Source organism: Streptomyces acidicola (assembly GCF_009377235.1).
Taxonomy (GTDB): domain Bacteria; phylum Actinomycetota; class Actinomycetes; order Streptomycetales; family Streptomycetaceae; genus Streptomyces; species Streptomyces acidicola.
The window spans coordinates 13398-34156 of record NZ_VMNX01000043.1 but is presented as its reverse complement, the minus strand read 5'-3'; the positions used below and the strand labels follow the sequence as shown (position 1 = coordinate 34156).

17 protein-coding genes are annotated in these 20759 nt (G+C 67.7%); 5 read left to right on the top strand and 12 right to left on the bottom strand.

Annotated elements, in window-relative coordinates; genetic code table 11:
• The first annotated feature begins 5 nt into the window (after positions 1–5).
• On the top strand, positions 6–1652 hold the full coding sequence (locus FPZ41_RS14560; RefSeq protein ID WP_152862697.1) for an APC family permease: 1647 nt from the start codon (positions 6–8) through the stop codon (positions 1650–1652).
• A gap of 87 nt (positions 1653–1739) precedes the next feature.
• On the opposite strand, the gene fumC is transcribed toward FPZ41_RS14560, so the two are convergent.
• The gene (gene fumC, locus FPZ41_RS14555) at positions 1740–3221 is read right to left on the bottom strand and encodes a class II fumarate hydratase (protein ID WP_152862695.1); all 1482 of its coding nucleotides are present in this window, start codon (positions 3219–3221) and stop codon (positions 1740–1742) included.
• Positions 3218–4891, bottom strand: coding sequence for an NAD-dependent malic enzyme (locus FPZ41_RS14550; RefSeq protein WP_152862693.1), 1674 nt, complete (start codon positions 4889–4891; stop codon positions 3218–3220). Before FPZ41_RS14550 ends, fumC begins: the two co-directional genes overlap by 4 nt.
• An 859-nt stretch (positions 4892–5750) precedes the next feature.
• On the opposite strand from FPZ41_RS14550, the gene FPZ41_RS14545 reads away from it, so the two are divergent.
• Complete coding sequence (locus FPZ41_RS14545) at positions 5751–6878, top strand: lipid II:glycine glycyltransferase FemX (RefSeq protein WP_152862691.1); 1128 nt, start codon at positions 5751–5753, stop codon at positions 6876–6878.
• 54 nt (positions 6879–6932) lie between these two features.
• On the opposite strand, the gene FPZ41_RS14540 is transcribed toward FPZ41_RS14545, so the two are convergent.
• The 7 genes from FPZ41_RS14540 to FPZ41_RS14505 form a co-directional block, all read right to left on the bottom strand.
• Complete coding sequence (locus FPZ41_RS14540) at positions 6933–7814, bottom strand: alpha/beta fold hydrolase (RefSeq protein WP_407698784.1); 882 nt, start codon at positions 7812–7814, stop codon at positions 6933–6935.
• Between the two features lie 404 nt (positions 7815–8218).
• Positions 8219–9055, bottom strand: coding sequence for an NmrA/HSCARG family protein (locus FPZ41_RS14535; RefSeq protein WP_152862687.1), 837 nt, complete (start codon positions 9053–9055; stop codon positions 8219–8221).
• A gap of 165 nt (positions 9056–9220) precedes the next feature.
• The gene (locus FPZ41_RS14530; RefSeq protein WP_152862731.1) at positions 9221–10192 is read right to left on the bottom strand and encodes a DUF5996 family protein; all 972 of its coding nucleotides are present in this window, start codon (positions 10190–10192) and stop codon (positions 9221–9223) included.
• A 110-nt stretch (positions 10193–10302) separates the two neighbouring features.
• Positions 10303–11268, bottom strand: a complete 966-nt coding sequence (locus FPZ41_RS14525) for an alpha/beta hydrolase (protein WP_152862685.1) — start codon at positions 11266–11268, stop codon at positions 10303–10305.
• A 387-nt stretch (positions 11269–11655) separates the two neighbouring features.
• Entirely contained in the window at positions 11656–12126 is a 471-nt protein-coding gene (locus FPZ41_RS14515) for a DUF3291 domain-containing protein (protein ID WP_152862683.1), read from the bottom strand.
• 32 nt (positions 12127–12158) lie between these two features.
• Positions 12159–12797 (bottom strand): helix-turn-helix transcriptional regulator, encoded by a 639-nt coding sequence (locus FPZ41_RS14510; RefSeq protein ID WP_322620228.1) that lies wholly within the window; start codon positions 12795–12797, stop codon positions 12159–12161.
• Between the two features lie 552 nt (positions 12798–13349).
• Positions 13350–14108 carry a PIG-L family deacetylase gene (locus tag FPZ41_RS14505; RefSeq protein ID WP_152862681.1) on the bottom strand — a complete coding sequence of 253 codons (759 nt, stop codon included), beginning with the start codon at positions 14106–14108 and terminating at the stop codon, positions 13350–13352.
• Between the two features lie 181 nt (positions 14109–14289).
• Here FPZ41_RS14505 and FPZ41_RS14500 point away from each other — a divergent pair, with 181 nt between their 5' ends.
• Together FPZ41_RS14500 and FPZ41_RS14495 are read left to right on the top strand one after the other, a co-directional pair.
• Positions 14290–14655 carry an ArsR/SmtB family transcription factor gene (locus FPZ41_RS14500; RefSeq protein WP_194236088.1) on the top strand — a complete coding sequence of 122 codons (366 nt, stop codon included), beginning with the start codon at positions 14290–14292 and terminating at the stop codon, positions 14653–14655.
• Complete coding sequence (locus FPZ41_RS14495; protein ID WP_152862677.1) at positions 14652–15077, top strand: VOC family protein; 426 nt, start codon at positions 14652–14654, stop codon at positions 15075–15077. Before FPZ41_RS14500 ends, FPZ41_RS14495 begins: the two co-directional genes overlap by 4 nt.
• A gap of 40 nt (positions 15078–15117) precedes the next feature.
• Here FPZ41_RS14495 and FPZ41_RS14490 read toward each other — a convergent pair whose 3' ends face one another.
• Both FPZ41_RS14490 and FPZ41_RS14485 read right to left on the bottom strand, forming a co-directional pair.
• The gene (locus FPZ41_RS14490) at positions 15118–16041 is read right to left on the bottom strand and encodes an RNA polymerase sigma-70 factor (protein WP_322620227.1); all 924 of its coding nucleotides are present in this window, start codon (positions 16039–16041) and stop codon (positions 15118–15120) included.
• Between the two features lie 122 nt (positions 16042–16163).
• Positions 16164–16637 carry a carboxymuconolactone decarboxylase family protein gene (locus FPZ41_RS14485; RefSeq protein ID WP_152862675.1) on the bottom strand — a complete coding sequence of 158 codons (474 nt, stop codon included), beginning with the start codon at positions 16635–16637 and terminating at the stop codon, positions 16164–16166.
• A 186-nt stretch (positions 16638–16823) separates the two neighbouring features.
• Between FPZ41_RS14485 and FPZ41_RS14480 the strand changes: the two genes are divergently transcribed.
• A complete protein-coding gene (locus tag FPZ41_RS14480) occupies positions 16824–17957 on the top strand; it encodes a winged helix DNA-binding domain-containing protein (RefSeq protein WP_322620226.1) in 1134 nt (377 codons plus the stop codon).
• Positions 17958–18173: 216 nt separating this feature from the next.
• Here the strand turns inward: FPZ41_RS14480 and FPZ41_RS14475 are convergent, their stop codons facing one another.
• Positions 18174–20603, bottom strand: coding sequence for a lamin tail domain-containing protein (locus FPZ41_RS14475; protein WP_322620225.1), 2430 nt, complete (start codon positions 20601–20603; stop codon positions 18174–18176).
• Between the last annotated feature and the right edge of the window lie 156 nt (positions 20604–20759).

The following is a 20759-nucleotide window of genomic DNA, read 5'->3' as shown; positions in this document are numbered from 1 at the left end:
GGGGCATGGCCACATCGGACAAGGCACCTGCCTCAGGAACCCACCGGCCGGGACTGAGACGCGAGATCGGCTTCATCGGGCTCATCTGGGCGTCAGAGGGGTCGATCATCGGTTCCGGGTGGCTGTTCGGTGCCCAGGGGGCCTTGGCCGCGGCCGGGCCCGCGGCGATCATCTCCTGGGCCATCGGCGGCCTCGCGATCCTGATCCTTGCGCTGGTGCACGCCGAGCTCGGCGGAATGTATCCGGTCTCCGGCGGCACCGCCCGCTTCCCCCACTACGCATACGGCGGGGCCGCCGGCGCGTCCTTCGGCTGGTTCTCCTGGCTGCAGGCGGCCACGGTGGCACCCATCGAGGTGCTGGCAATGATCACGTACGCCCAGCACTACTCCTGGGCGAGCGGCTGGGAGAAGACCGAGGGGGGCGAGCACATCCTGACCGGCCCCGGCATCGCCGTCGCGGTCGGACTGATGGCGGTCATCACGGCCGTCAACTTCCTCAGCATCCGCCTGCTGGCCCGCACCAACAGCACGGCGACCTGGTGGAAGGTCGGCGTCCCCCTGCTGACGATCTTCGTGTTCGCCATCGCCCAGTTCCACAGCAGCAACTTCACCGCGGCCGACGGATTCAATCCCTACGGGGCCAAAGGCATCCTGTCCGCGGTCTCCACCAGCGGCATCATCTTCGCGCTGCTCGGCTTCGAGCAGGCCGACCAGCTCGCAGGCGAGAGCTCCAACCCCAAGCGTGACATCCCGCGAGCGGTGATCGGATCGATCGTCATCGGCATCGCCATCTACATCCTCCTCCAGATCGCCTTCCTGGCCGCGCTGCCCGCCTCCCAGATCGGCAGCCACTGGGCCACCTCCGCGTTCAACGTTCTGACCGGACCGTTCGCCCAGGTCGCCACGCTCATCAGCCTGGGCTGGCTGGCCGCGATCCTCTACCTCGACGCCGTGGTCTCCCCCGCAGGCACCGGCCTGATCTACATCACCGCCTCCTCCCGGGTCTCCTACGGCCTGAGCCGCAACGGCTACGTGCCCTCCGCGTTCGAGACCACCAACCGTCGCGGCGTTCCGTGGGTCGGCCTCCTCACCGCCTTCGTGATCGGCTGCGTCTGCTTCCTGCCCTTCCCCAGCTGGCGCTCCCTCGTCGGGCTGATCACCAGCGCCAGCGTGCTCATGTACGCGGGCGCCCCGCTCTCCTTCGGCGTGTTCCGCAATCGACTGCCCGACGCCCACCGTCCCTTCCGGCTGCCCGGAGGCAGCTGGATGTCGCCACTGGCCTTCATCGTCGCCAACCTGCTGATCCTGTGGTCCGGGTGGACCACCGACTGGAAGCTCGGCGTCGCCATCCTCATCGGCTACGGCATCCTGGTCGCCAACCGGGTGTTCAAAATGAACCCCATCGCACCCCAGCTCGACCTGCGCGCCGCCCAGTGGCTGCCCGTGTATCTGGTCGGAATGGGCCTGATCGTCTACCTCAGCGACTTCGGGCCCCTCAAGCACCCGTGGTTCCCTCTGTGGTGGGACATGGGCGTCACGGCCGCCTTCAGCCTCGCCATCTACTACTGGGCCATGGCAGTCGCCCTCCCAGCCGAACAGATTCAACGCATGATCGACCAAGTTGTCGTCCCGGAGGAACAAGACATCGTGTGACCGCACAGCGCACGCCCGCGCTGTCGTCCGCGCCGAGAGTGCCGAGAACCTCGGCTCAGGTCGTCGGGGTCGGGGCCTGGGCTTGTTTTACGTTTGACCGACCATGGCGGCGGGTCGGACGATGCGGTCGAAGTCTTCGGCGCTGATGTAACCGGAGGCCAGCGCTGCCGCGCGCAAGGTGGTGTCCTCGTCGTCGGCCTTGTGGGCGATCGCGGAGGCCTTGTCGTAGCCGATCACGGGCGAGAGTGCGGTGACCAGCATGAGGGACCGGTCGACGTAGCTGTCGATCTGGTCCTGGTTGAGCTGGATGCCTTCGACGCAGTACTCGCGCAACTTGGTGCAGGCGTCGCCGAGGATGGTCGCCGCGTGCAGGAAATTGTTGATGATGACCGGGCGCATGGCGTTGAGCTCGAAGTTGCCCTGTGTGCCCGCGAAGGCGATGGCCTCGTCCTCGGACAGTACTTGTATGCAGACCATGACCATCGCCTCGCACTGGGTCGGGTTGACCTTGCCCGGCATGATCGAGGAACCGGGCTCGTTCGCCGGGAGGATGAGTTCGTCGAGTCCGCAGCGAGGTCCGGAGGCCAGCCAGCGGATGTCATTGGCGATCTTCATCAGTGGCACGGCCAGGGCCCGCAGTCCGGCAGAGGCGCCGACCATGGCGTCCAGGCCGCCCTGCGCGGCGAATTTGTTCTGCGCGGTGGTGAACGGGTAGCCGGTCGCGTTTTCGATTTCGGCTGCGACCTGCTCTCCGAATCCGGGTGGGGCATTGAGCCCGGTCCCGACCGCGGTGCCACCCATCGCGAGCTCGTACAGGCCCTCGGCGGACCCGGAGACCCGGTCGACGGCTTGCTGCAACTGGTGGGTGTAGCCGGACCATTCCTGCCCCACCGTGAGCGGGACGGCGTCCTCCAGGTGGGTGCGGCCGATCTTCACCACGCCGTGCCACAGCCGTGCTTTGGTCTCGATGGCGCGCTGCAGCGCCCGCACGCTGGGCAGCAGATGCTCCTGGATCTCCTTGACCGCGGCGATGTGCATGGCGGTGGGGAAGGTGTCGTTGGAGGACTGCCCGAGGTTGACGTGGTCGTTGGGGTGGATCGGGGATTTGCTGCCCAGTTCACCGCCGACCAGTTGGATGGCGCGGTTGCTGATCACCTCGTTGGTGTTCATGTTGGACTGCGTACCAGAGCCTGTCTGCCACACGTACAGCGGGAAGTGATCGTCCAGTTCGCCCGCGATGACTTCGTCGGCCACCCGCTGGATCAGATCGGCCTTCCAGGCCGGGAGCCGCCCGGCGCGGCCGTTGACGGAGGCGGCAGCCTTCTTTACGTGGCCGTAGGAGTGGTAGACCGCTTTGGGCATCCGGTCGTCCCCGATGGAGAAGTGGATCAGGGACCGTTGTGTCTGAGCGCCCCAGTAGCGGTCCGCGGGCACGTCGATGGCTCCCATGGAGTCGGTCTCCCGCCGGGTGCCGGTCGCATGCAGTCCGATGGGGAGGTCGAGGATCTTCGGGGCTTCGTCCTGACCGGCCGAACCGGACCGGTTGGCGGCGGAGTGTTGCGTGTTCATGCTGCGGCTCCGTCGGCGTAGTCCGGCTGCCACATGGCCTCCCGGACAGCCTCTGCGGTGTCGATCGGCTTGGAGGTGGCCACGCCGTCGTCGAGCGCCGCCTTGACCACCGCGGTCGCAGTGATCGCCGAGGACTCCCGAAGGTTGTCCACGGGCGGCAGCAGAGAGGCGCCCGGCCCCGACGGGTCGGCCTGGTCCGCGACAGCCTGTGCGGCGGCGAGCAGCATGCCCGCTGTCACCTGGGACGCACCGGAGACGATCGTGCCCAGGCCCAGTCCCGGGTACAGGAGCGCGTTGTTGGCCTGCCCGATCTGGTAGGTCACACCGCCGTACTCCACGGGCGGGACCGGTATGCCGGTCGCGACGAGCGCCTTCCCCCTGGACCAGGCGATGACGTCGGCGGGCATGGCCTCGATCCGGGAGGTGGGGTTGGAGATCGGGAAGATGACCGGCTGCTCGGTGCCCTCGGACATGGCTTCGACGACCTCGCGTGTGAACGCGCCCTGCACGGTGGAAGTGCCCAGCAGGATCGTCGGCTTGACCCGACGCACCGTTTCCAGCAGTGCGATCGCGTCATCGTGCCTCGCCCAGTCCGCGACCTCGGCCGGATCGCGCGCATAGGGCTGCTGGAAGTCGCGCAGGTCGGTCATGTCCCTGGTGAGCAGCCCCTGCTTGTCGACGAGCCATACCTGGGCGGCGGCCCGTTCCGGAGCCGCGCCGTCACGGATCATCGCGTCGCGCAGCTGGTCGGCGATGCCCACCCCGGCGGTCCCGGCGCCGAAGACGACCAGCTTCTGGTCCCGCATCCGTACACCGCTGACTTTGACGGCGGACAGGGCGGCGGCCAGCGTGATGGCTCCGGTGCCCTGCATGTCGTCGTTGAAGATCCGGTAGCGGCCGCCGTACTGCTCCAGGATCCGCCGTGCGTTGCTGGGGCCGAAGTCCTCGAAGTGCAGGAGCGCGTTGGGGAACGCGGACGACGCCGTCTCCAGGTATTTCTCGATGAAAGCGTCGTAGTCGGCGCCGCGGACGCGAGGGTGCCGGTTGCCCAGGTACAGCGGGTCGTCCTGCAGCGTTGCGCGGTCCGTGCCCACGTCCAGCGACACGGGAACGACGCGGCGCGGGTCGATGCCTGCGGCCGCCGTGTACACCGCGAGCTTCCCCACCGAGATCTGGATCCCTCCCACGCCCCAGTCGCCGATGCCCAGGATCTGCTCCGCGTCGGTGCACACGATCAAGTCGACGTCCTCGGGTCCGAGTCGAAGCGTGGCAAAGGCCTTCTCCATGTCGTCGGGCCGGTCGATGGACAGGAAGATGCCGCGCGGGCGCCGGTACTCATGGGAGTACTTCTCGATCGCCTCGCCCACGGTGGGGTCGTAGATGATCGGCAGCAGCTCGGCGAGGTGCTCGGCGACAACCTTGAAGTACAGGGTTTCGTTGCGGTCATGCAGCTGTTCCAGATACACGTTCTTGGCCAGGTCGCTGCCCTGAACCTCCATCTGCTGATAGGCACGCTGGGCCTGCCGCTCAAGCGTGAGCACTCCGGAAGGCAGACGCCCGGTAAGGCCGAAGGCTTCCCGTTCCTCCGGTGTGAAGGCCACGCCGCGGTTACGCAGCGGATCGACGAGGGCGCTGGGGGTTGCCGGGGTTCGCGCGTGGCTCTCGGTCATGAGGATCTCCCTCTGTGCGAGTGCCGTGCGGGCTCTGGCCGGGGTGACTGCGGGGACTCGCTCCAAGCCACGACCGCCGGCAAGTCGGAAAGTGTCGAAGGGTGCCGGGGACGCGGTCGTGCGATGCCGACCATGCACACAGCAGCTGTGAACATCGCCGCAAAGGACGGAAAAGTCGGAAAGGTCAGCGAGAGTGCGGCCTTGATCGGAACCCGTGAAGGTGGGGGCGGCCACGAGGCCCGGCTGAACTATGGAGGTGTGAGGCTGGCGTCCCAGTGTGGGCGGTCGCTCGCAAAGGAACCACTCAGCCGCTCGACGGGCCCGTCACGCCCAACGCGACAGGCGCCTAATCGGTGCCCGGCATGAATTCAGGCTAACTACCAGCCGATGGGCCGCGCGACTTCACTCGTCGACGCGTCGGATGACCAGCACCGCCACATCGTCATCAAAAAGCTGTGCCCGCAGTGGAGGACCTGGACACCACCGTAACCGCCGCAGCCGTCCCCGGCGGCCCCGCCGTCTGCCCACCGGCGCCGACATGGCGTCCGGGAATCCGCTTCGCCCGCCTTCCTCGCCGGCCTCGACGACAACCACGTCGAGCCCAGACTGCGAAAGCTGCCGTAAGGCGGAGTTCAGATGTCCGTCAGCGACAGTTCGCCTGTACTGCCGGCCCGGTACACCGAGCCCGACTGGGATACGCAGAGCGAGCGGGGCATCTTCCATCGCGTCTGTGGCGGACCTGGCGTCACGCCCAGGAATGGCGGCAAGCGGGTGTGGGCGCAGTTCACTGCCGTGAACTCTTGACCCGTCCGGTGATCCCGGGCCCAGGGCGGCCGCCCCGAACAGGAGTACCCAACCCATGACCAGCCTGTACGTGCGGGAGCTCACGCGCAAGGAACATCTGGCCCACCTGCGGCTGTCTCCCGACGCGAGCCATCTCCAGATCCCCGAGTGGGGCGAGGTGAAGCCCGACTGGCTGCCGGAGAGCGTCGGCTGGTTCGAGGGCGAGGCGATGGTCGCGGCGGCGCTCGTCCTGTACCGCCCGCTGCCCGGTATACGACGCTACCTCGCGTACCTTCCCGACGGGCCCGCGATCGACTGGCGGACCCCTCGCCTGGAGAGATGGCTGGACCCGCTCGTCGCCCATCTGAAGCGGATCGGGGCGTTCTCGGTGCGGATCGGGCCGCCCCTGGTCGTACGCCACTGGGACGCGGCCACCGTGGCGGCGGGTATCGCTGCACCCGACGTACGTCATCTGCACGATCTGCCTGCGGCCGGCATCGACGGATACGCGCTCGACGCCGCAGAGCGGCTGCGGCGACTCGGGTGGCGGCCGTGCGCGGAGGACGACGGAAGCGGTTTCGGCCTCGGTCAGCCGCGCTACGGCTGCCACATCCCGTTGGCGGGGCGCTCGGAGGACGACCTTCGCGGCGCCCTCGCACCGCATTGGGAACAGTCCTTGCGCACGGCCGAGACGGCAGGCGTCCGTGTCGCGTGGGGCTCGGCCTCCGACCTGCCCGAGTTCCACCGCCTGTACACCGCGACCGCTGCCCACGACGGCTTCAAGGCCCGCCCGTTGAACTACTTCCGGCGCATGTGGAAGGCCCTCAACGCCGAGGACAACGACCGCCTCCGCCTCTACCTCGCCGAGTACAACGGCGAGGTGCTCTCCGCGGCCCTCATGCTCAGCGTCGGCTCCCGGGTCTGGCACTCTTACGCCGCCTCCGGCCCCCGAGGGCGCCAACTGCGGCCCAGCAGCGCGCTGTTGTGGCGCATGCTGTGTGACGCACGGGCTGCGGGCGCCGAGACGTACGATCTGCGCTCCATCACCCCTGCCCTCACTGAGGACCGCCTGCTCGGCCGACTCAGCTTCAAGACGGGGACCGGCGGCCGGGCCGTGGAGTACCTCGGGGAGTGGGAACTGCCGGTGGGCAGCCAGGGCAAGGTGCTGCAGCAGGCGTTGGGGGTCTACCTCGGGCGCAGGTGACCCCGGCCGCAGCGGTCGTCGTACATGCTGATGCGCCCTCCGTATCGAACCCGGTCAGAATCCATCGACCTCTACGACAGCCGCCGCGAAGGCCTTCGGGGCCTCCTGCGGAACATTGTGTCCTACGTCCAGGGTCCGGTGCGCGTATTTGCCTGTGAACTTCTTACGATAAGTCGAGCCATTTCCCGGAGGCGTGAATGGATCGTGAGCTCCGTCAATCGTGATCGTCGGCACCGTGATGACCGGCGCCGCGGCGAGGCGCTTTTCCAGAGCGTCGTATCGGCGCTCGCCCTTTGCGAGGCCGAGCCGCCAGCGATAGTTATCGATCACAATACTGACGTAATCCGGGTTATTGAAAGCCGCTGCCGTGCGATCGAAAGTCGCCGAGGTGAACTTCCATGTCGGCGAGTTGAACCGCCACACCAGTTCGGCCAAATCGTGTCGATACTTCTCAAGGCCACGCACGCCCCTTTCGGTGGCGAAATAGTACTGATACCACCATGCCCATTCAGTCTTCGGTGGCGTCGGCATCTTATTGGCTTCGACATTCACGATCAGATAGCCGGTGACAGAGATCAGCGCCTTGCAGCGCTTCGGCCAGAGAGCCGCTATGATGTCGCCCGTCCGCGATCCCCAGTCATAGCCGCCGAGGATGGCCTTATCAATCTTGAGGGCATCCATCAGGGCGATGATGTCGACAGCGAAAGCCGACTGCTGGGCGTTCCTGGGTGTTTTACTTGAAAGGAATCGCGTGGTCCCATGCCCGCGCAGATAAGGGACGATCACCCTGTATCCCTTCGCTGCGAGCAAAGGTGTGACCGCGACATAGCTGTGAATGTCGTAGGGCCAGCCGTGCAGGAGAATGACCGGCCGCCCGTTCGCAGGTCCGGCTTCAACATACCCCACGTTCAGATCCCCGGCATTGATCTGCTTCACGGGACCAAAGGATGCACGTATCGCAGGGCCAACCGTGGGATAAGCCAGCGGTTCGCCCGGTTCTGACTGCGCCGGCGAACTACCCCTCATACCGAACTGGGCCGCCACGGCAGCCGCGGCTGCGGCGCCAAGAAGGCGGCGACGGCTGTGCGTGGGGCCGGGCATTTCCATCGGTGAATCTCCTTGTTCGAGACAGCGCCGGCAAGGCACCGATGCCGTGACATCGAGAGAATGATGCTGCAAGAAAATGGTGCGGCAAGCGAATTTGCCTGATGTTCACGGTCGGGGCCCTCATTTGCTGGACCCGGGCTGGAGTTTCTCCGGTCATGGAACACCCGCCGGAGTTACGGTGCAACCGTGCGAACCATGCACGCATTGCTCCGTCTGAGTGACCGGTGCATGGCTCAGCCGAGCTGCTGAGCCCAGTCGTCGAACGTGGTCCAGGAGATCTCAGGGTATGCCTCGTGCAGTGCCGCGATGTCGACGGCATAGCCCTCCTCATTGAGAAAGGCCCACATGGCAACCATGTCGTCGCTGGACCGCTGCCGTAGGTCGAGTGGAGTTTGCACTGCCTCGACCGGCAAACCCAGCGAGCGGGTGAGGACTGCGGCCATGCGGGTGGGCGAGGGTGCGTCGGAGGCCACCTCGATTCGCCGCCTCAGGTGCGCGGCACGGCTGTTGACTGCTGCTGCGACGACGGCCCCGAGGTCCTGGCGGGCCACCTGCTGAAGCGGACGGTCGATGGGAAACGGCAGGACGAGCCTCCCGGCCCGTAGATTCTCCGCGTCCCCCAGCATGTTGTCGTAGAAGTACGTCGGGGCGACGATTGTCCAGTCGTCGCTCTCCTGCCGCAGGGCCTGCTCGATCCGGTACTTGCTGTCGAAGTGGGGAACTCCGGTAGACCTGTCGGCGGAGGCCACCGAGGAGAGCACCAGGTGCGGCAGTTCCACCTGTCGGGCCGCCGCGATGATGGTGAGCCCCTGCTCGACCTCGGCCTGCGGGCCTTCCTCGAACGGCGTGGTCACTGCGAATGCGGCGTCCACGCCGTCAAGTGCGGCAACCAGCGAGGAGACATCCCGCAGATCGCCACGGACCACCTCCACACCCACCTTTTCAAGGGCATGAGCGCGGGTTCCACCCGGGTTGCGAACCACGCCGCGAACGTCCTGTCCGGCGTCGAGCAGACTGCCTACCACGGCACTCCCCTGACCACCGGTAGCTCCCAGCACCACTACACGCATGACACCCACTCTCCTAAGTTCGCTCCCTTACGCCGACGACGGACCCCGTGCCGTCTGTCAGCATCGGCCTGGGCTCTTAGCAGCAAGATGACACGCTGACGTCGGTTCGCAAGGCGATCCAGAACGCCCCCAGGCCGCCAACGCTCTCGCGGGGGCTGCACAAGGTCATGCCCGGCTCTTCCCGCGCAATACCCACGGCGATGCGTCGGTCAGGCGCGGGTCTGTGATGCCGTGCGGGCAGGCCACGGCTTCGATGCCCCATCCGGCTCGGCGGGCGCCGGCGAGATAGGCGCTTTCGAAGAAGGCGAGGACGGCCCTCTTCGGATCGGCCTGACCGCGTGCGTCGTCGTAGCCCAGCACAGCCAGGTGACTGCCTGCGCGGGAGGCCCACTCGGCTGCGGCCGGTGTGAGCGGCTCGTCGGTCAGGTGCGGTGGCTCGGGCGCGGTGTAGGAGTAGAAGGCAGGCTCGGCGAAGCCGGCGTCGCCGAACCAGAAGCCGAAGCTGATGACCTCGCGTGAGTAGGCCTCGCGGGTGACCTGATCGACCTGCGGCGGCTGGTTGACATGCTTGTCGGAGAACCGGGTGTAGGCGATGTCGAACGTGTGCCAGAAATGGTGCACCGGGCTGACCTTGCCCGAGAATCCGGCTGCGGACTCTTCAAGCACCAGAGCCACTTGGCTCAGCACCTGCCAGTAGCGGTTCGCCCAGACGGGGTCGTATGCGGCGTGCTCGACGTCCTCGGCGGACGGCCGTGCCGCATCCGGCAGATCGTACGGATGAGGAAGTGCGATGTCGACATCGACGCCGAGCGCGGTGAGAGCTTCCAGGGTCAGGCGGTGGAAGGAGGCGACCGACTGGTTCAGCAAGGAGAAGGCGACTGTGCGGCCCTCCAACGTGGTGACCACCAGTTGGTGATTTACGAAGTCGAAGTCGATGGTGAAGATCGGTGTTCCGTCCATCTGGCCCATCGGGCGCGTCGTGATGCCACGTCCCGTGAGGTGGTAGGGGACGTTCCACCAGTGGTTGCGCCGCGGACTCGCAGCGAGGCGGATTTTGCCGATGACCTGCGCGAACCGGTGAACGGTCTCCTTGGTGTCACGCCACTCGGCAAGAGGAATGGGAGGGAACATCTGCATGGGTTCCTCCGCCTGCGGTTGTGGTGAAACAGGTCCCCGACTTGACGTCAGCCCCGGGAGAGCACGGCCCGGAACTGACCTCCGTGCCATCACCACACGGTCCATGTTCATCAACCCACTGGTGCGGCGTGGGTGCCGAAGGCCTTGCGGAGTGTGCGGATGGCCTGCTCGACGGCGGCGGTGGCCGCGTGGGTGCCGCGCACGGGGTTGAGCATCATGAAGTCGTGGATGATGCCGTTGTAGCGGACACTGGTGGTGGGTACGTCGGCCCGAGTCAGGTTGCGCGCGTAGGCCTCGCCCTCATCGCGCAGCACGTCGTTCTCGTCGACGATGACCAGTGCGGGCGGCAGCCCGGCGAGTTCTTCCAGATTCGCGCGCAGAGGTGAGGCGGTGGTCTCGGCGCGCTGCGCGGGGTCGGTGGTGTAGGCGTCCCAGAACCAGCCCATGGCCTTGGCTGTCAGGTACGGACCGTCGGCGAACTGCCGGTAGCTGTCGGTGTCCTGGGCGGCGTCGGTCACTGGGTAGTACAGCGACTGGTGGATGAAGCTGACGTCGCCGCGCTGCTTGGCCATGAGGGCCAGTGCGGCGGTCATGCCGCCGCCGACGGAATCGCCGGCCACGGCCATGCGGGAGACGTCCAAGCCTTGTGCGGCGCCGTCGGCGGTGAGCCGGCGTGCGGTCGCATAGGCCTGCTCGATCGCCACGGGGTAACGGGCCTCGGGCGAGCGGTCGTACTCGACGAACGCGACGGCGGCGTCGACTCCGGTGGCCAACTCCCGTACGAGCCGGTCGTGAGTGGCGGCACTACCCAGGATCCAGCCACCACCATGTATGTACAGGATCACTGGCAGGTCGCCGCCGGCACCCACCGGTTTGACGATGCGGACTCGAACGTCGCCGACCTCTGCAGGCACCGTGACCCATGTCTCCGCCACGTCCGGCTTGTCGACGGGAGCCGCCTGGATGTCGTCCAGCACCTTTCGGGCACGCTCCACACCGAGCTCGTAAAGGAAGGGTGGCTTCGACGTCGCGTCGGCGATCTCCTGGGCTGCCGCTTCGAGAACGGGTGCAGTCATGGTGGTTCCCCTGCCTTCACGTGCGGATCGTGCCTGTACCCGGTCAGGACAGGGCCGTCACGGGCGCGTGGGGCTGCCTTCTCTCCCAGCCTGACCCCCGGGCCGGGCCGGCGCACGCCGAGCGTTGCCAGGTCACGCGAGAACAGGCAAGGCGGTGGGGCGTGTCAACGGCCTGGGCACAGTGAGATGAGGCGCCACACGCACCGGCGCCCTGGTCGCCACCGCATCCCGTCGATCAGCCGCCGACGGGTCCACGTCCGCGGTCTGCCCTGCTTCTTACCTCGCGGCAGCAACGGCTCCAGCCACACCACCACTGACGGTTCGTCAGATCTGCACGCCCTACGGTGCCAGATCATCCAGCACCTTGATCAGCCTTCGCACCAGACCCTAGACCTGCGCGGACCTGGCTGGTGCCGGGTAGGTGTCGCGGAAGGTGAACGCGGTTGGTCCAGGACCGTGTTCGCGTACCAACGCGACCCGCTCCATCGCCTCGGCGATGCTCGGGCGGTGACCAGCCGGGATCCACCACAGGGCCTGGTACGCCTCGGCCAGGCGCTGGAACCACTCGCGGCGGCGGCTCAGTACGCGCAGGTGATCAGTGCGGTAGGTGAAGTTCCGCAGGGCTTCAACAGACTCCCAGACCGAACAGTTGATCAGGAGGAGGTCGTCGCTCTCGTCGGGACGGGCGCCGGTCGCGTCCTCGCCCTCATCGTCGACCATGCGCCACACGAACCCCGGGCTGCGCTCGGCAAGCGCGTTGATCTCGGGCAGTTGGGCGACGAAGTCGGCCAACTCGGGGCTGTCCAGCGGGGCGAGGATGCGGCCGATGTTGACCTGCGCAAGGTGAAAGCCAGTCATGGGCCCAGCATGGCCCGACCCTGCCTCTATAGTCAATGATCCTTGTTTTTAGAAAGTGCCACGCAACACCCGCCAGGACACGGATCCATCGTCGGCGACCACTGCTCAAGTGCCAGGCCCTTGAGCAGCGCGAGATTCATCCCGCAGATCAGGGCGGGGAACTCCTCGGCCAGCGCGCGGAAGGGACAGTTATGCAGCCGCAGCGTCTCCCCATCCCAGAAGGGCTGGTAGCCGCGGGCCCGCAGCACCTCGACCAGGTCACCGGCAGCCGCATCCGGGTGTGCCGCACCCGCGGCCTGCGCCGCGGCCTGCAACTCCCGGTCCAAGCCGGCGTTCTCCACCGCCTCCGCGAGCAGCCGACCGGCCGCGTCATACGACCGAGGCGGGACGGACACGGCGTGCTCACCCTCGGCACGCCGGTAGACCTTCGCCGGCCGCCCGGCCCCGGGGCCGGTGCGCCCGGACAGTCGCCGAAACGACACGGCCAGCAGCCCTGCCTCGACCAGCTTGTCCAAGTGGAAGGCGGCCAGCGATCGGGAAATCCCGACCGCTTCCGCCACCGCATCACGCCCTACCTCACCCGGGGCGGCGGCGACGTGCCGATAGACCCGACGACGCACGGAATCACCCAACACACCCAGCACCGCGAATGCGGAATCTTCAGCAGTCACGCGCCGATTCTATGACCAATGGGCGTACTCAAAACAGCGCCAAGCGCACGTCCCGCGGCCACCCGACGACGGCCGCGACCAGGACTTTCGCAACAGGCCCTCCTGGGGGTACGGGACTTTGGCGTGCCCAGTAGGCGGCTGCTCATGGTCGGCGTTTCGGTCGCATAGGCGTTCTGCTCGGCGTGAGTGCGCTCGACGTCCACCGGCTGGGTGCGGCCCGGGGGAAATGGCCTTGTCCTGCCTGTCCGAGGTGGGTGATCGCCCTTCGGTCGACCGATGCTCCTGGAAGGCTGCCGGCCGCGGCTGCCGCAGGGCGAAGACGCGAACCGCTATCACCACCTGCTCCAACTGTCCGATGACCGCGTGTGGTTCATCGAGGGGCGACACGGCTTCATGCACTGGTCGATCCCCACCGGTGCCGTGCATCGTGGCGATTTCAGGCAGGCGATAGCGACCTCACGGTTCGCTTGCACCGGGCGGCTCAACCGCCCCCCCCTTTTCTCCGCCCCTCCTGCACAGCACATCGCCTTCACCGGGGACCGGGCCCCGTGGTCAGACGGTCAGTTCCGTCTGGGCCGAGGCCGCAGTCATGGGGGCGTGACGGATGTACCACTCGGTTGCGAACAGCCGCTCCCTTGCATCCGCCGGAAGGCCGGCGATCACTCCCGGTAGGGCCCCGCGCTCCACCTCGGAGCGATGCGCCAGCACCGCGGCGATCTTCTGCTCCATCCAAGGCCCGACATCGACAGTTGCGGTGACCTGTTCGTCCGGAACGCTGTACACCGCCTTGCGCGCACCGATCACCTCTCTCAGCGCCGGCACTGCGGAGCGCGGGTGCGTGGCCAGGTAGAGGGCACGCGGCTGCCAGGGGGCACCGGCGTCCGGGTAGAGCTGCCCAAGTCCGGCCGCTTGGGCAGCGAGCATGGTCACCCGGTGGGTGTGCACGTGATCCGGGTGACCGGGCAGCCCGCCGTAGGCGTCGTGGGTGACCATGATGTCCGGGCGGAATTCACGGATGTGCTCCACCAACCGCCGCACCGCCTCGCCCAGCGGCGCATCGCAGAACCGTACGCGACCCCGGGCCGACTCCGGTACACGCGCATCGGCGTAACCGAGCATCCGCGGCTTGCCGGCCCCGAGAATGTGCAGCGCCTCGGCCAACTCCGCGGCCCGCAGGGTGTCCGAGGCCCAGGTCGCCGTGACAACTGCGGTACGCGCGCCCGCTGCCGCGTGACGTGCGAGCACTCCGCCTGCAGACAACGACTCGTCGTCCGGGTGAGCGAAAACCGCGAGCAAGCTCGGCACGGGCATGGACCGACCGCCTTCCAGCGCTGAGGGAGCCTGATCGTACGTTCCCCAGCGCGGCGCGCCGCCGACGGTCTTCGTCGCGACGTTCGGGGTGTCGGCGCGTGCCAGTGCGGCACGAGCGCACGAGAGCACGAGCGGCCAACTGTACTTGCAGCGACAACATTCAGCCCGTAGGCTGAATGTTGTGTCTGTATTCCCGGCAAAAGAGAAACCCACGACCGACGAGCCCACGGGCCGGGTCGACGTCTACGAGGCGGTGTTCAGCGCGTTGGCACACCCGGCACGGCGGCGTGTCCTGCTAACTGTCTACTTCAACGGTGGATCCATGACAGCCGGCGAGATCGCCGCTGTGTTCGCCCACTCCTGGCAGACGACCACCAGACACCTGCAGGTCCTGGAAGCCGCCGGCCTGCTCAGCAGCGAGCGCCAAGGCCGCTCGCGCGTCTACCGGCTCCAGCGAAGCCGGCTGGACCTGGTCACTCAGTGGCTCGCCCACTTTTCCCAGCAGCATGGGCCACCCGATCGCAACCAAGGAGAACCCCTGACATGACCAGCTCGACCACCGGACGAACAGACCGCGCGGACGTTCCGCAGATGTTCAGACTGAGCGTGGAAGTCGGTGATCTCGACGAGGCCATCGCCTTCTACGGCAGGCTGCTGGGCCTGGAGGGGCGCAGACAGGCCGGGGCACGCTGCTACTTCCAGTGCGGACCGGTCACCCTCTCCGTCCAGGACGTGTCCGCCCTGGCCGCGCCGCATCCGGCGGCGAAGTCCCTGTACTTCACCGTCACGGACCTCGACGCCGTCTTCGTACGGGCCCAGGCACTCGACTGCCTGTCCACGGAACTGGTCCACGATGCTCCGGCAGGCGCCATCGTCGTCCGCCCCTGGGGCGAGCGATCGTTCTACGTCGAGGACCCCTGGGGCAACCCACTCTGCTTCGTGGAGGACGGCACCGTCTACCCCGGATAAGGGCTGACCGTTGAGGGCTGTCCCCACACCACGGCTCAGGTCAGTTCATCTGCCGGCGGGTCTGCTTCACCTCGCGGTCGACGGCCCAGGCGTCGGCGACCGGTCCGAGGTGGCCGAGCTTGTCGGGATTGATCACCGAGCGGATGGTCTGGATCTGCCCGTCGAGCATTTCGAGGGCCAGGGTGTGCAGGATTTTGCCGTCCCGGTCGCGGAAGATCGCGCCGGGTTCGCCGTTGACCTCGTGCGGCTCGAACGTCACGTCGATCCGTGCCATCCGAGGGAAGACGGAGCCAAGCAGCCGGGCCACCTTCTCGGCCCCGATGACGGCCTTGGCCAGCTGCGGGGCCTTGCCGCCGCCGTCCCCGACCAGTTGGACATCAGCCGCCAGCAGATTCTGCAGCGCGCCAACGTCGCCGTCTTTCAATGCGGAGAAGAACCGTGCCGCCAGCTCCTGACGCTCCTGACGGTTCGCTTCGAACCGTGGCCGCCCGGTCTCCATGTGCCGCCGTGCGCGCACCAGCAGTTGCCTGCACGCCCCCTCTGAACGCCCTACCGCCGCGGCGACCTCGTCAAATCCGAAGGCGAACACCTCCCGCAGCACAAACACCGACCGCTCCAGGGGACTGAGCCGCTCCAGCAACAACAGCGCCGCCATCGACACCGAGTCGGCCAGCTCCGCCGACCGCGCCGGATCCTGATACGGATCACTCAGCAACGGCTCGGGGAACCACGGGCCCACGTACTCTTCTCGCCGCACGCGCGCGGAGCGCAGCACGTCGATCGAGATCCGCGTGACCGTGGCGGACAGAAAGGCCTTGGGCGACGTGGGTGGGGTCGTCGAGCCGTCGAAGCGCAGCCATGTCTCCTGCACCGCGTCCTCGGCCTCACTCACGCTGCCCAGAATCCGGTAGGCGATCGAGAACAGCAGCGGCCGCAACTCCAAGAACTCGTCAACCTTGTTCACGTGGAATCTCCTCTACTTGGCACCCTCTCACCTGGCTATACCGGGCTCGGGGCGCAGCGCCCGCAGCACCCGCAGCACCCGCAGCACTCGCAGCAGCGCCCCGAGTCAGTTACTGATGCCGTTCAGTGGAACTGTCCGGCCTCGTAGTTGCCGGCCGGCTGCTGGGTGATGATGTTCAGCCGGTTCGCCAAGTTCATGAAGGAGACCAGGATCACCAGGGCAGTGAGCTGTTCCTCGTCGTAGTACTTGGCGGCGCACGCCCACACCTCGTCGCTGACGCCCCTGGCCGCATCCGCGACCCGGGTCCCCTCCTCCGCCAGCTCCAGCGCGGCGCGCTCGGCCTCGGTGAAGACTGTGGCCTCCCGCCACGCCGCCACCAGGTTCAGCCGTACCGCGGTCTCGCCGGCAGCGGCGGCCTCCTTGGTGTGCATGTCGATGCAGGCGGCGCAGCCGTTGATCTGGCTCACGCGCAGCGCCACCAGCTCCTGTGTCACGGCCGGCAGCGGCGAGTCCTTGAGGGCCTTGCCCGCCGACATGAAGTACTTGAGGACCTTGCCGGCGGTCGGGCTGGCGAAGTAGTTCAGTCGCGCGTCCATGGTGTGCTCCTCCGTGGTTGTCGGTGGTTACACCCCCTGAGACGAGACAGCCCGACACCCTGTGACATGGACTGGGTATCCGGCGGTGCCGCACATCAGTCCTGCGCCAGTCGCGGCTCTTCTGCATCGCGTGTGCTGCGGCGGTCAGGTAGGTGAGGAGGTCGTCGACGGCGCCATAATCCGGGCGTGATCCTTACCGCGCGACAACTCGCCCTGGCCACCCTGGACCGCCAGTTCCTGCTCGAACGCCGGCGCCTCGATGTGGCCGAAGCGGTCCGCCGGGTGTGCGCTCTGCAGGCGCAGACACCGGCATCGCCGTACCTGGCTCTGTGGAACCGTGTGCAGGACTTCGTGCCCGAAGATCTCGACGCGGCGTTCGCGAACCGCCTGATCGTGAAGGCGAGCCTCATGCGGATCACGCTGCACACCGTGCACGCCGAGGACTACGAGCCCTACCGGGCTGCCATGTTGAGCACTTTGCGGGCGGCGCGGCTGTACGACCGCCGCTTCACCGCGACCGGGCTGACGCACGCAGACGCCGACGCGCTGCTCCCGGCACTCGCGCGGTTCCTGGCGCGCCCCCGCACCGGCGCCGAGGTGCAGGACGAGATAACCGGGCGGTTCGGCGAGCACGCGCACCGCGTGTGGTGGGCGCTGCGCACCTACGCGCCGACGCATCACGCGCCGACCGGCGGCCCGTGGTCGTTCACGCAGCCGAACGCCTATCTCGCCTCCTCGGCTGCCGCGGAGGCCGGGCCGCAGGAAGCGGCCGCCGGTGTGCGGCGGCTGCTGCTCGCCTACCTACGGGCGTTCGGGCCCGCGTCGGCCCAGGACTTCGCCCGGTTCACCCTGCTCACACGTCCCGTGATCACGCGGGCGCTGCAGGAACTCGGCGACCAGTTGGCGCGGGTGACAGGCCCGGGCCGCGCCGCCCTGTTCGACCTGGCGGACGCCACCGTGCCGGCCGAGGACACCCCGGCGCCGCCGCGGCTGCTGCCGATGTGGGACAGCACGCTGCTGGCCCACGGCGGCCCCGGTCGGCTCGTCCCCGAGGAATACAGACCTCTGGTCGTCCGGCGCAACGGCGACACGCTGCCGTGCCTGCTGGTCGACGGGCAGGTCGCCGGAGTATGGCGTGCAGGCGACGACGGGCTGGAACTGACCGCCTTCCACAGGCTCGGCAAGGCTGCCTGGCAGGGTCTGACCGAAGAGGCGGAGAGGCTGTCCGCACTGCTTCGCGATCCAGCCGTCTACCGGCGCTACGGGCATTGGTGGGACAAGGGGTTTCCCGGCGTCGAGAGCACTACCGTCAAGGGCTGACCGCAACGTCGAAGGGGCAGGTCGCGCTTGACGGATCGGCGCCACAGATCGACGCCACGGATCGGCGCCAACGACGATCCGCTCGTTGTGGTCGCGGAGCGCGCCACCGACCTGGTCAGGGCGGACCCGCTGCGCTGACCGCCGGGTGACGAAAGCACGTTGGGCGTGCACGTGGTCACGTGCACGCCCAGCGTGTCGATCAGTGGGCAGGTGTGCTCACTTGATGCGGACGACCTGCGGGTCGTGGTCGCTCGTCTGGTCGGAGAACTCCGAGTTGATGTGGACGACGTCGTACACCGGCTTCTTGATGGCGGGCGAGACGAGGATGTGGTCCAGCGTCTGCGAGTTGCCGTCGTACACGTAGCTGTACCGCTCGCCCACCGGCAGGGTGTTGATCAGGTCGGTGAGGACACCGCCCGCGGTCAGCGTCTGAAGCGGCTTGGAGAACTGGTAGTCGTTCATGTCGCCGAGGACGACCACCTTGGCCTTCTTGTCCTTGGCCAGGATGCCGGAGACGAAGGCGTTGACCTCCTTGGCCTGGGCCAGGCGCTGGGTCTCGGAGCCGAGCACCGGCGGCTGGTCGGCGCCGTGCAGCGGCTTGTCGCCACCCTTCGAGTTGAAGTGGTTGCCGACGACGAAGACCTGCTCGCCACGGAAGACGAACTCACCGACGAGCGGCTTGCGGCTGCTCTTCCAGGCGTCGGAGGTGGGGTTGATCCTGCCCGGCGAGACCGAGAGCTGCACGCCCTTCTTGCCGGCGTTGACGGCCTCCACGGCGGTAGTGGAGTCACCGCCCGGCCGGTCGACGAAGCTGACGCGCTGGGGGTTGAAGAGGAGGACGTTCCGGATGTTGCCGCCCGGCTCGCCACCGTCCTGGTCGTTGACCGGGTCGACGGAACGCCAGTCGTACGCCGGGCCGCCGGCCGCCTTGATGGCGTCGATGAACTGGGCCATCGTCTTGTCGGCCGCGACCGTGCCGTCGTCCTTGGCGCCGTTGTTGTCCTGGATCTCCTCCAGGCTGATGATGTCCGGCGACGCGAGGTTCTTGACGACACCCTCGGCGAGCCGGTCGAACTTGCTCTGCGGGTCGGTCGGGTCGAGGTTCTCGACGTTGTACGTCGCGACGGAGAGCTCGTCCGACTTGCCCTTCTGCGCCACCTCCGGCTTCAGCCCACCGGACTTGACCGTGCCGAGCGTGGTCGCCTGGACGTTGTAGCCGCCGTAGTTGGCGTAGTCCAGCGGGCCCGCGGTGGTGCCGGTGAGGGTGTCGCCGACATCGGCCTTGAGCTGGTCACCGGTGAGTGAGGCGATCAGCAGGCGGCCCGAGTTGGGGTTGTCGTAGCCCGTCATGACCGTGCCGCCGCGCGGCGTCGGGTTCTGCTGGGGCTTGGTGGTGATCCAGGTCTCGTTGTACTGGTTGGACGCACCGACCACACGGGTGTCGCGGATCTCCACCAGCATGCCCTCGTGGGCCTCCAGCCAGTCCAGCGCATACGTGCCGGGCTCCAGCTGCTGGGACTCGATGTTGCCGCCCTCGACCTTCGGCGCGTAGGCGTCGGGGATCGTGGCCGCGTCGATGACCTCGGCCGCCGGCAGCTTGTTGCCGGAGGACAGCACGCTCGCCGTCGGGGCGGTCAGCTCGGTGACGGACTGCGTGCCGCTGCTCTTGCCGCCGGGGTAGTACTCGCTGATCTTGCCGGAGACGACCACCGAGTCGCCGACCTTGACCAGGGGGGTGGCGGAGCCGGTGAAGACGAAGATGGCCTCGCTGGTGGCCGGGTTGTTGTCGGCGTCGGGGTCCTGGATCCAGTAGCCCTTCGAGCCGGTGCTGCGGACGGCGGTCACCACGCCGGGGACGTTGGTGACGGTCTTGCCGTTCTCCGGGGAGAGCCGGGTCGCGCCCTGGATGTCGTGGATGCGCAGCGGGCCCGGGGTGGTGTCGGTGGGCGTCGGGGTGGGCGTGGGCGACGGGTCGCCGCCACCGCTCTCACCCGTGCTGTTGCTGGGGCTCGGAGCGGAGCCGGTGAAGTCCGTCGAGTTGTCGTCGGTGTCCGTGAACTTGGCGTCACGGGAGACGGAGGTGGTGTTGCCGGCGCCGGTGGCGGGGCTGCCCTCGCGGACCACGGCGGTGCCGAAGCCGACCACGTCCTTGACGGTGCCGTCGGCCGCGCAGTCGGCGGCGGTCAGGCAGGTGAGCGCGGTGGTCGAGTGGACCAGCGCCACGGTGCCGCTGGCCGCCGACATGGCGATGGTGCCGGTGGCGTCGGGGGTCGGCAGGGCGGTGTCGCCGCCGGCGCCCTTGGCCTCCTGGATCAGGTACTTGCCGCCCGCGGGGACGGCGCCGGAGAGCGGGGTGACCTGCCACTTGGAGGTGGAGGTGGGCGAGCCGCTGAGGTACTGCACGGACCAGCCGCTGAGGTCGAACGACGCGTTCCCGGCATTGCCCAGCTCGATGAAGTCATGGGTGAGGGACGCACCGGAGTTGCCGCCACCGCCGTAGACCTCGGAGATCACGGCGTCGGAGGACGGGGCCGCCTCGGCGGCGAAGGGCAGGGCGATGAGCGAACCGGTGAGGCCGACGGGAAGCGCGATGAGGACGGCCTTGGCGCTCCTGCCACGTAGGGCCGGGGGTATGCGTGAGGACACGTGGAGCTCTCTCTTGCAGAAGGTGTTGTAAAGGGGGTGTGGCTGATATGTGGGAGGAGTGGGACAACCCGGAAGTCGGCTGGAAAGATACGCGCGTAGACACACCCACAGCAAGACGTTGAGCGTGCCATCCGGCAACCGTTTCCCAACCGTTCG

Coding starts and splice junctions, on each gene's coding strand:
- FPZ41_RS14560 (WP_152862697.1), top strand. CDS start 6: ATGGCCACATCGGACAAGGCACCTGCCTCAGGAACCCACCGGCCGGGA.
- fumC (WP_152862695.1), bottom strand. CDS start 3,221: ATGAACACGCAACACTCCGCCGCCAACCGGTCCGGTTCGGCCGGTCAG.
- FPZ41_RS14550 (WP_152862693.1), bottom strand. CDS start 4,891: ATGACCGAGAGCCACGCGCGAACCCCGGCAACCCCCAGCGCCCTCGTC.
- FPZ41_RS14545 (WP_152862691.1), top strand. CDS start 5,751: ATGACCAGCCTGTACGTGCGGGAGCTCACGCGCAAGGAACATCTGGCC.
- FPZ41_RS14535 (WP_152862687.1), bottom strand. CDS start 9,055: ATGCGTGTAGTGGTGCTGGGAGCTACCGGTGGTCAGGGGAGTGCCGTG.
- FPZ41_RS14530 (WP_152862731.1), bottom strand. CDS start 10,192: ATGCAGATGTTCCCTCCCATTCCTCTTGCCGAGTGGCGTGACACCAAG.
- FPZ41_RS14525 (WP_152862685.1), bottom strand. CDS start 11,268: ATGACTGCACCCGTTCTCGAAGCGGCAGCCCAGGAGATCGCCGACGCG.
- FPZ41_RS14515 (WP_152862683.1), bottom strand. CDS start 12,126: ATGACTGGCTTTCACCTTGCGCAGGTCAACATCGGCCGCATCCTCGCC.
- FPZ41_RS14505 (WP_152862681.1), bottom strand. CDS start 14,108: ATGCCCGTGCCGAGCTTGCTCGCGGTTTTCGCTCACCCGGACGACGAG.
- FPZ41_RS14495 (WP_152862677.1), top strand. CDS start 14,652: ATGACCAGCTCGACCACCGGACGAACAGACCGCGCGGACGTTCCGCAG.
- FPZ41_RS14485 (WP_152862675.1), bottom strand. CDS start 16,637: ATGGACGCGCGACTGAACTACTTCGCCAGCCCGACCGCCGGCAAGGTC.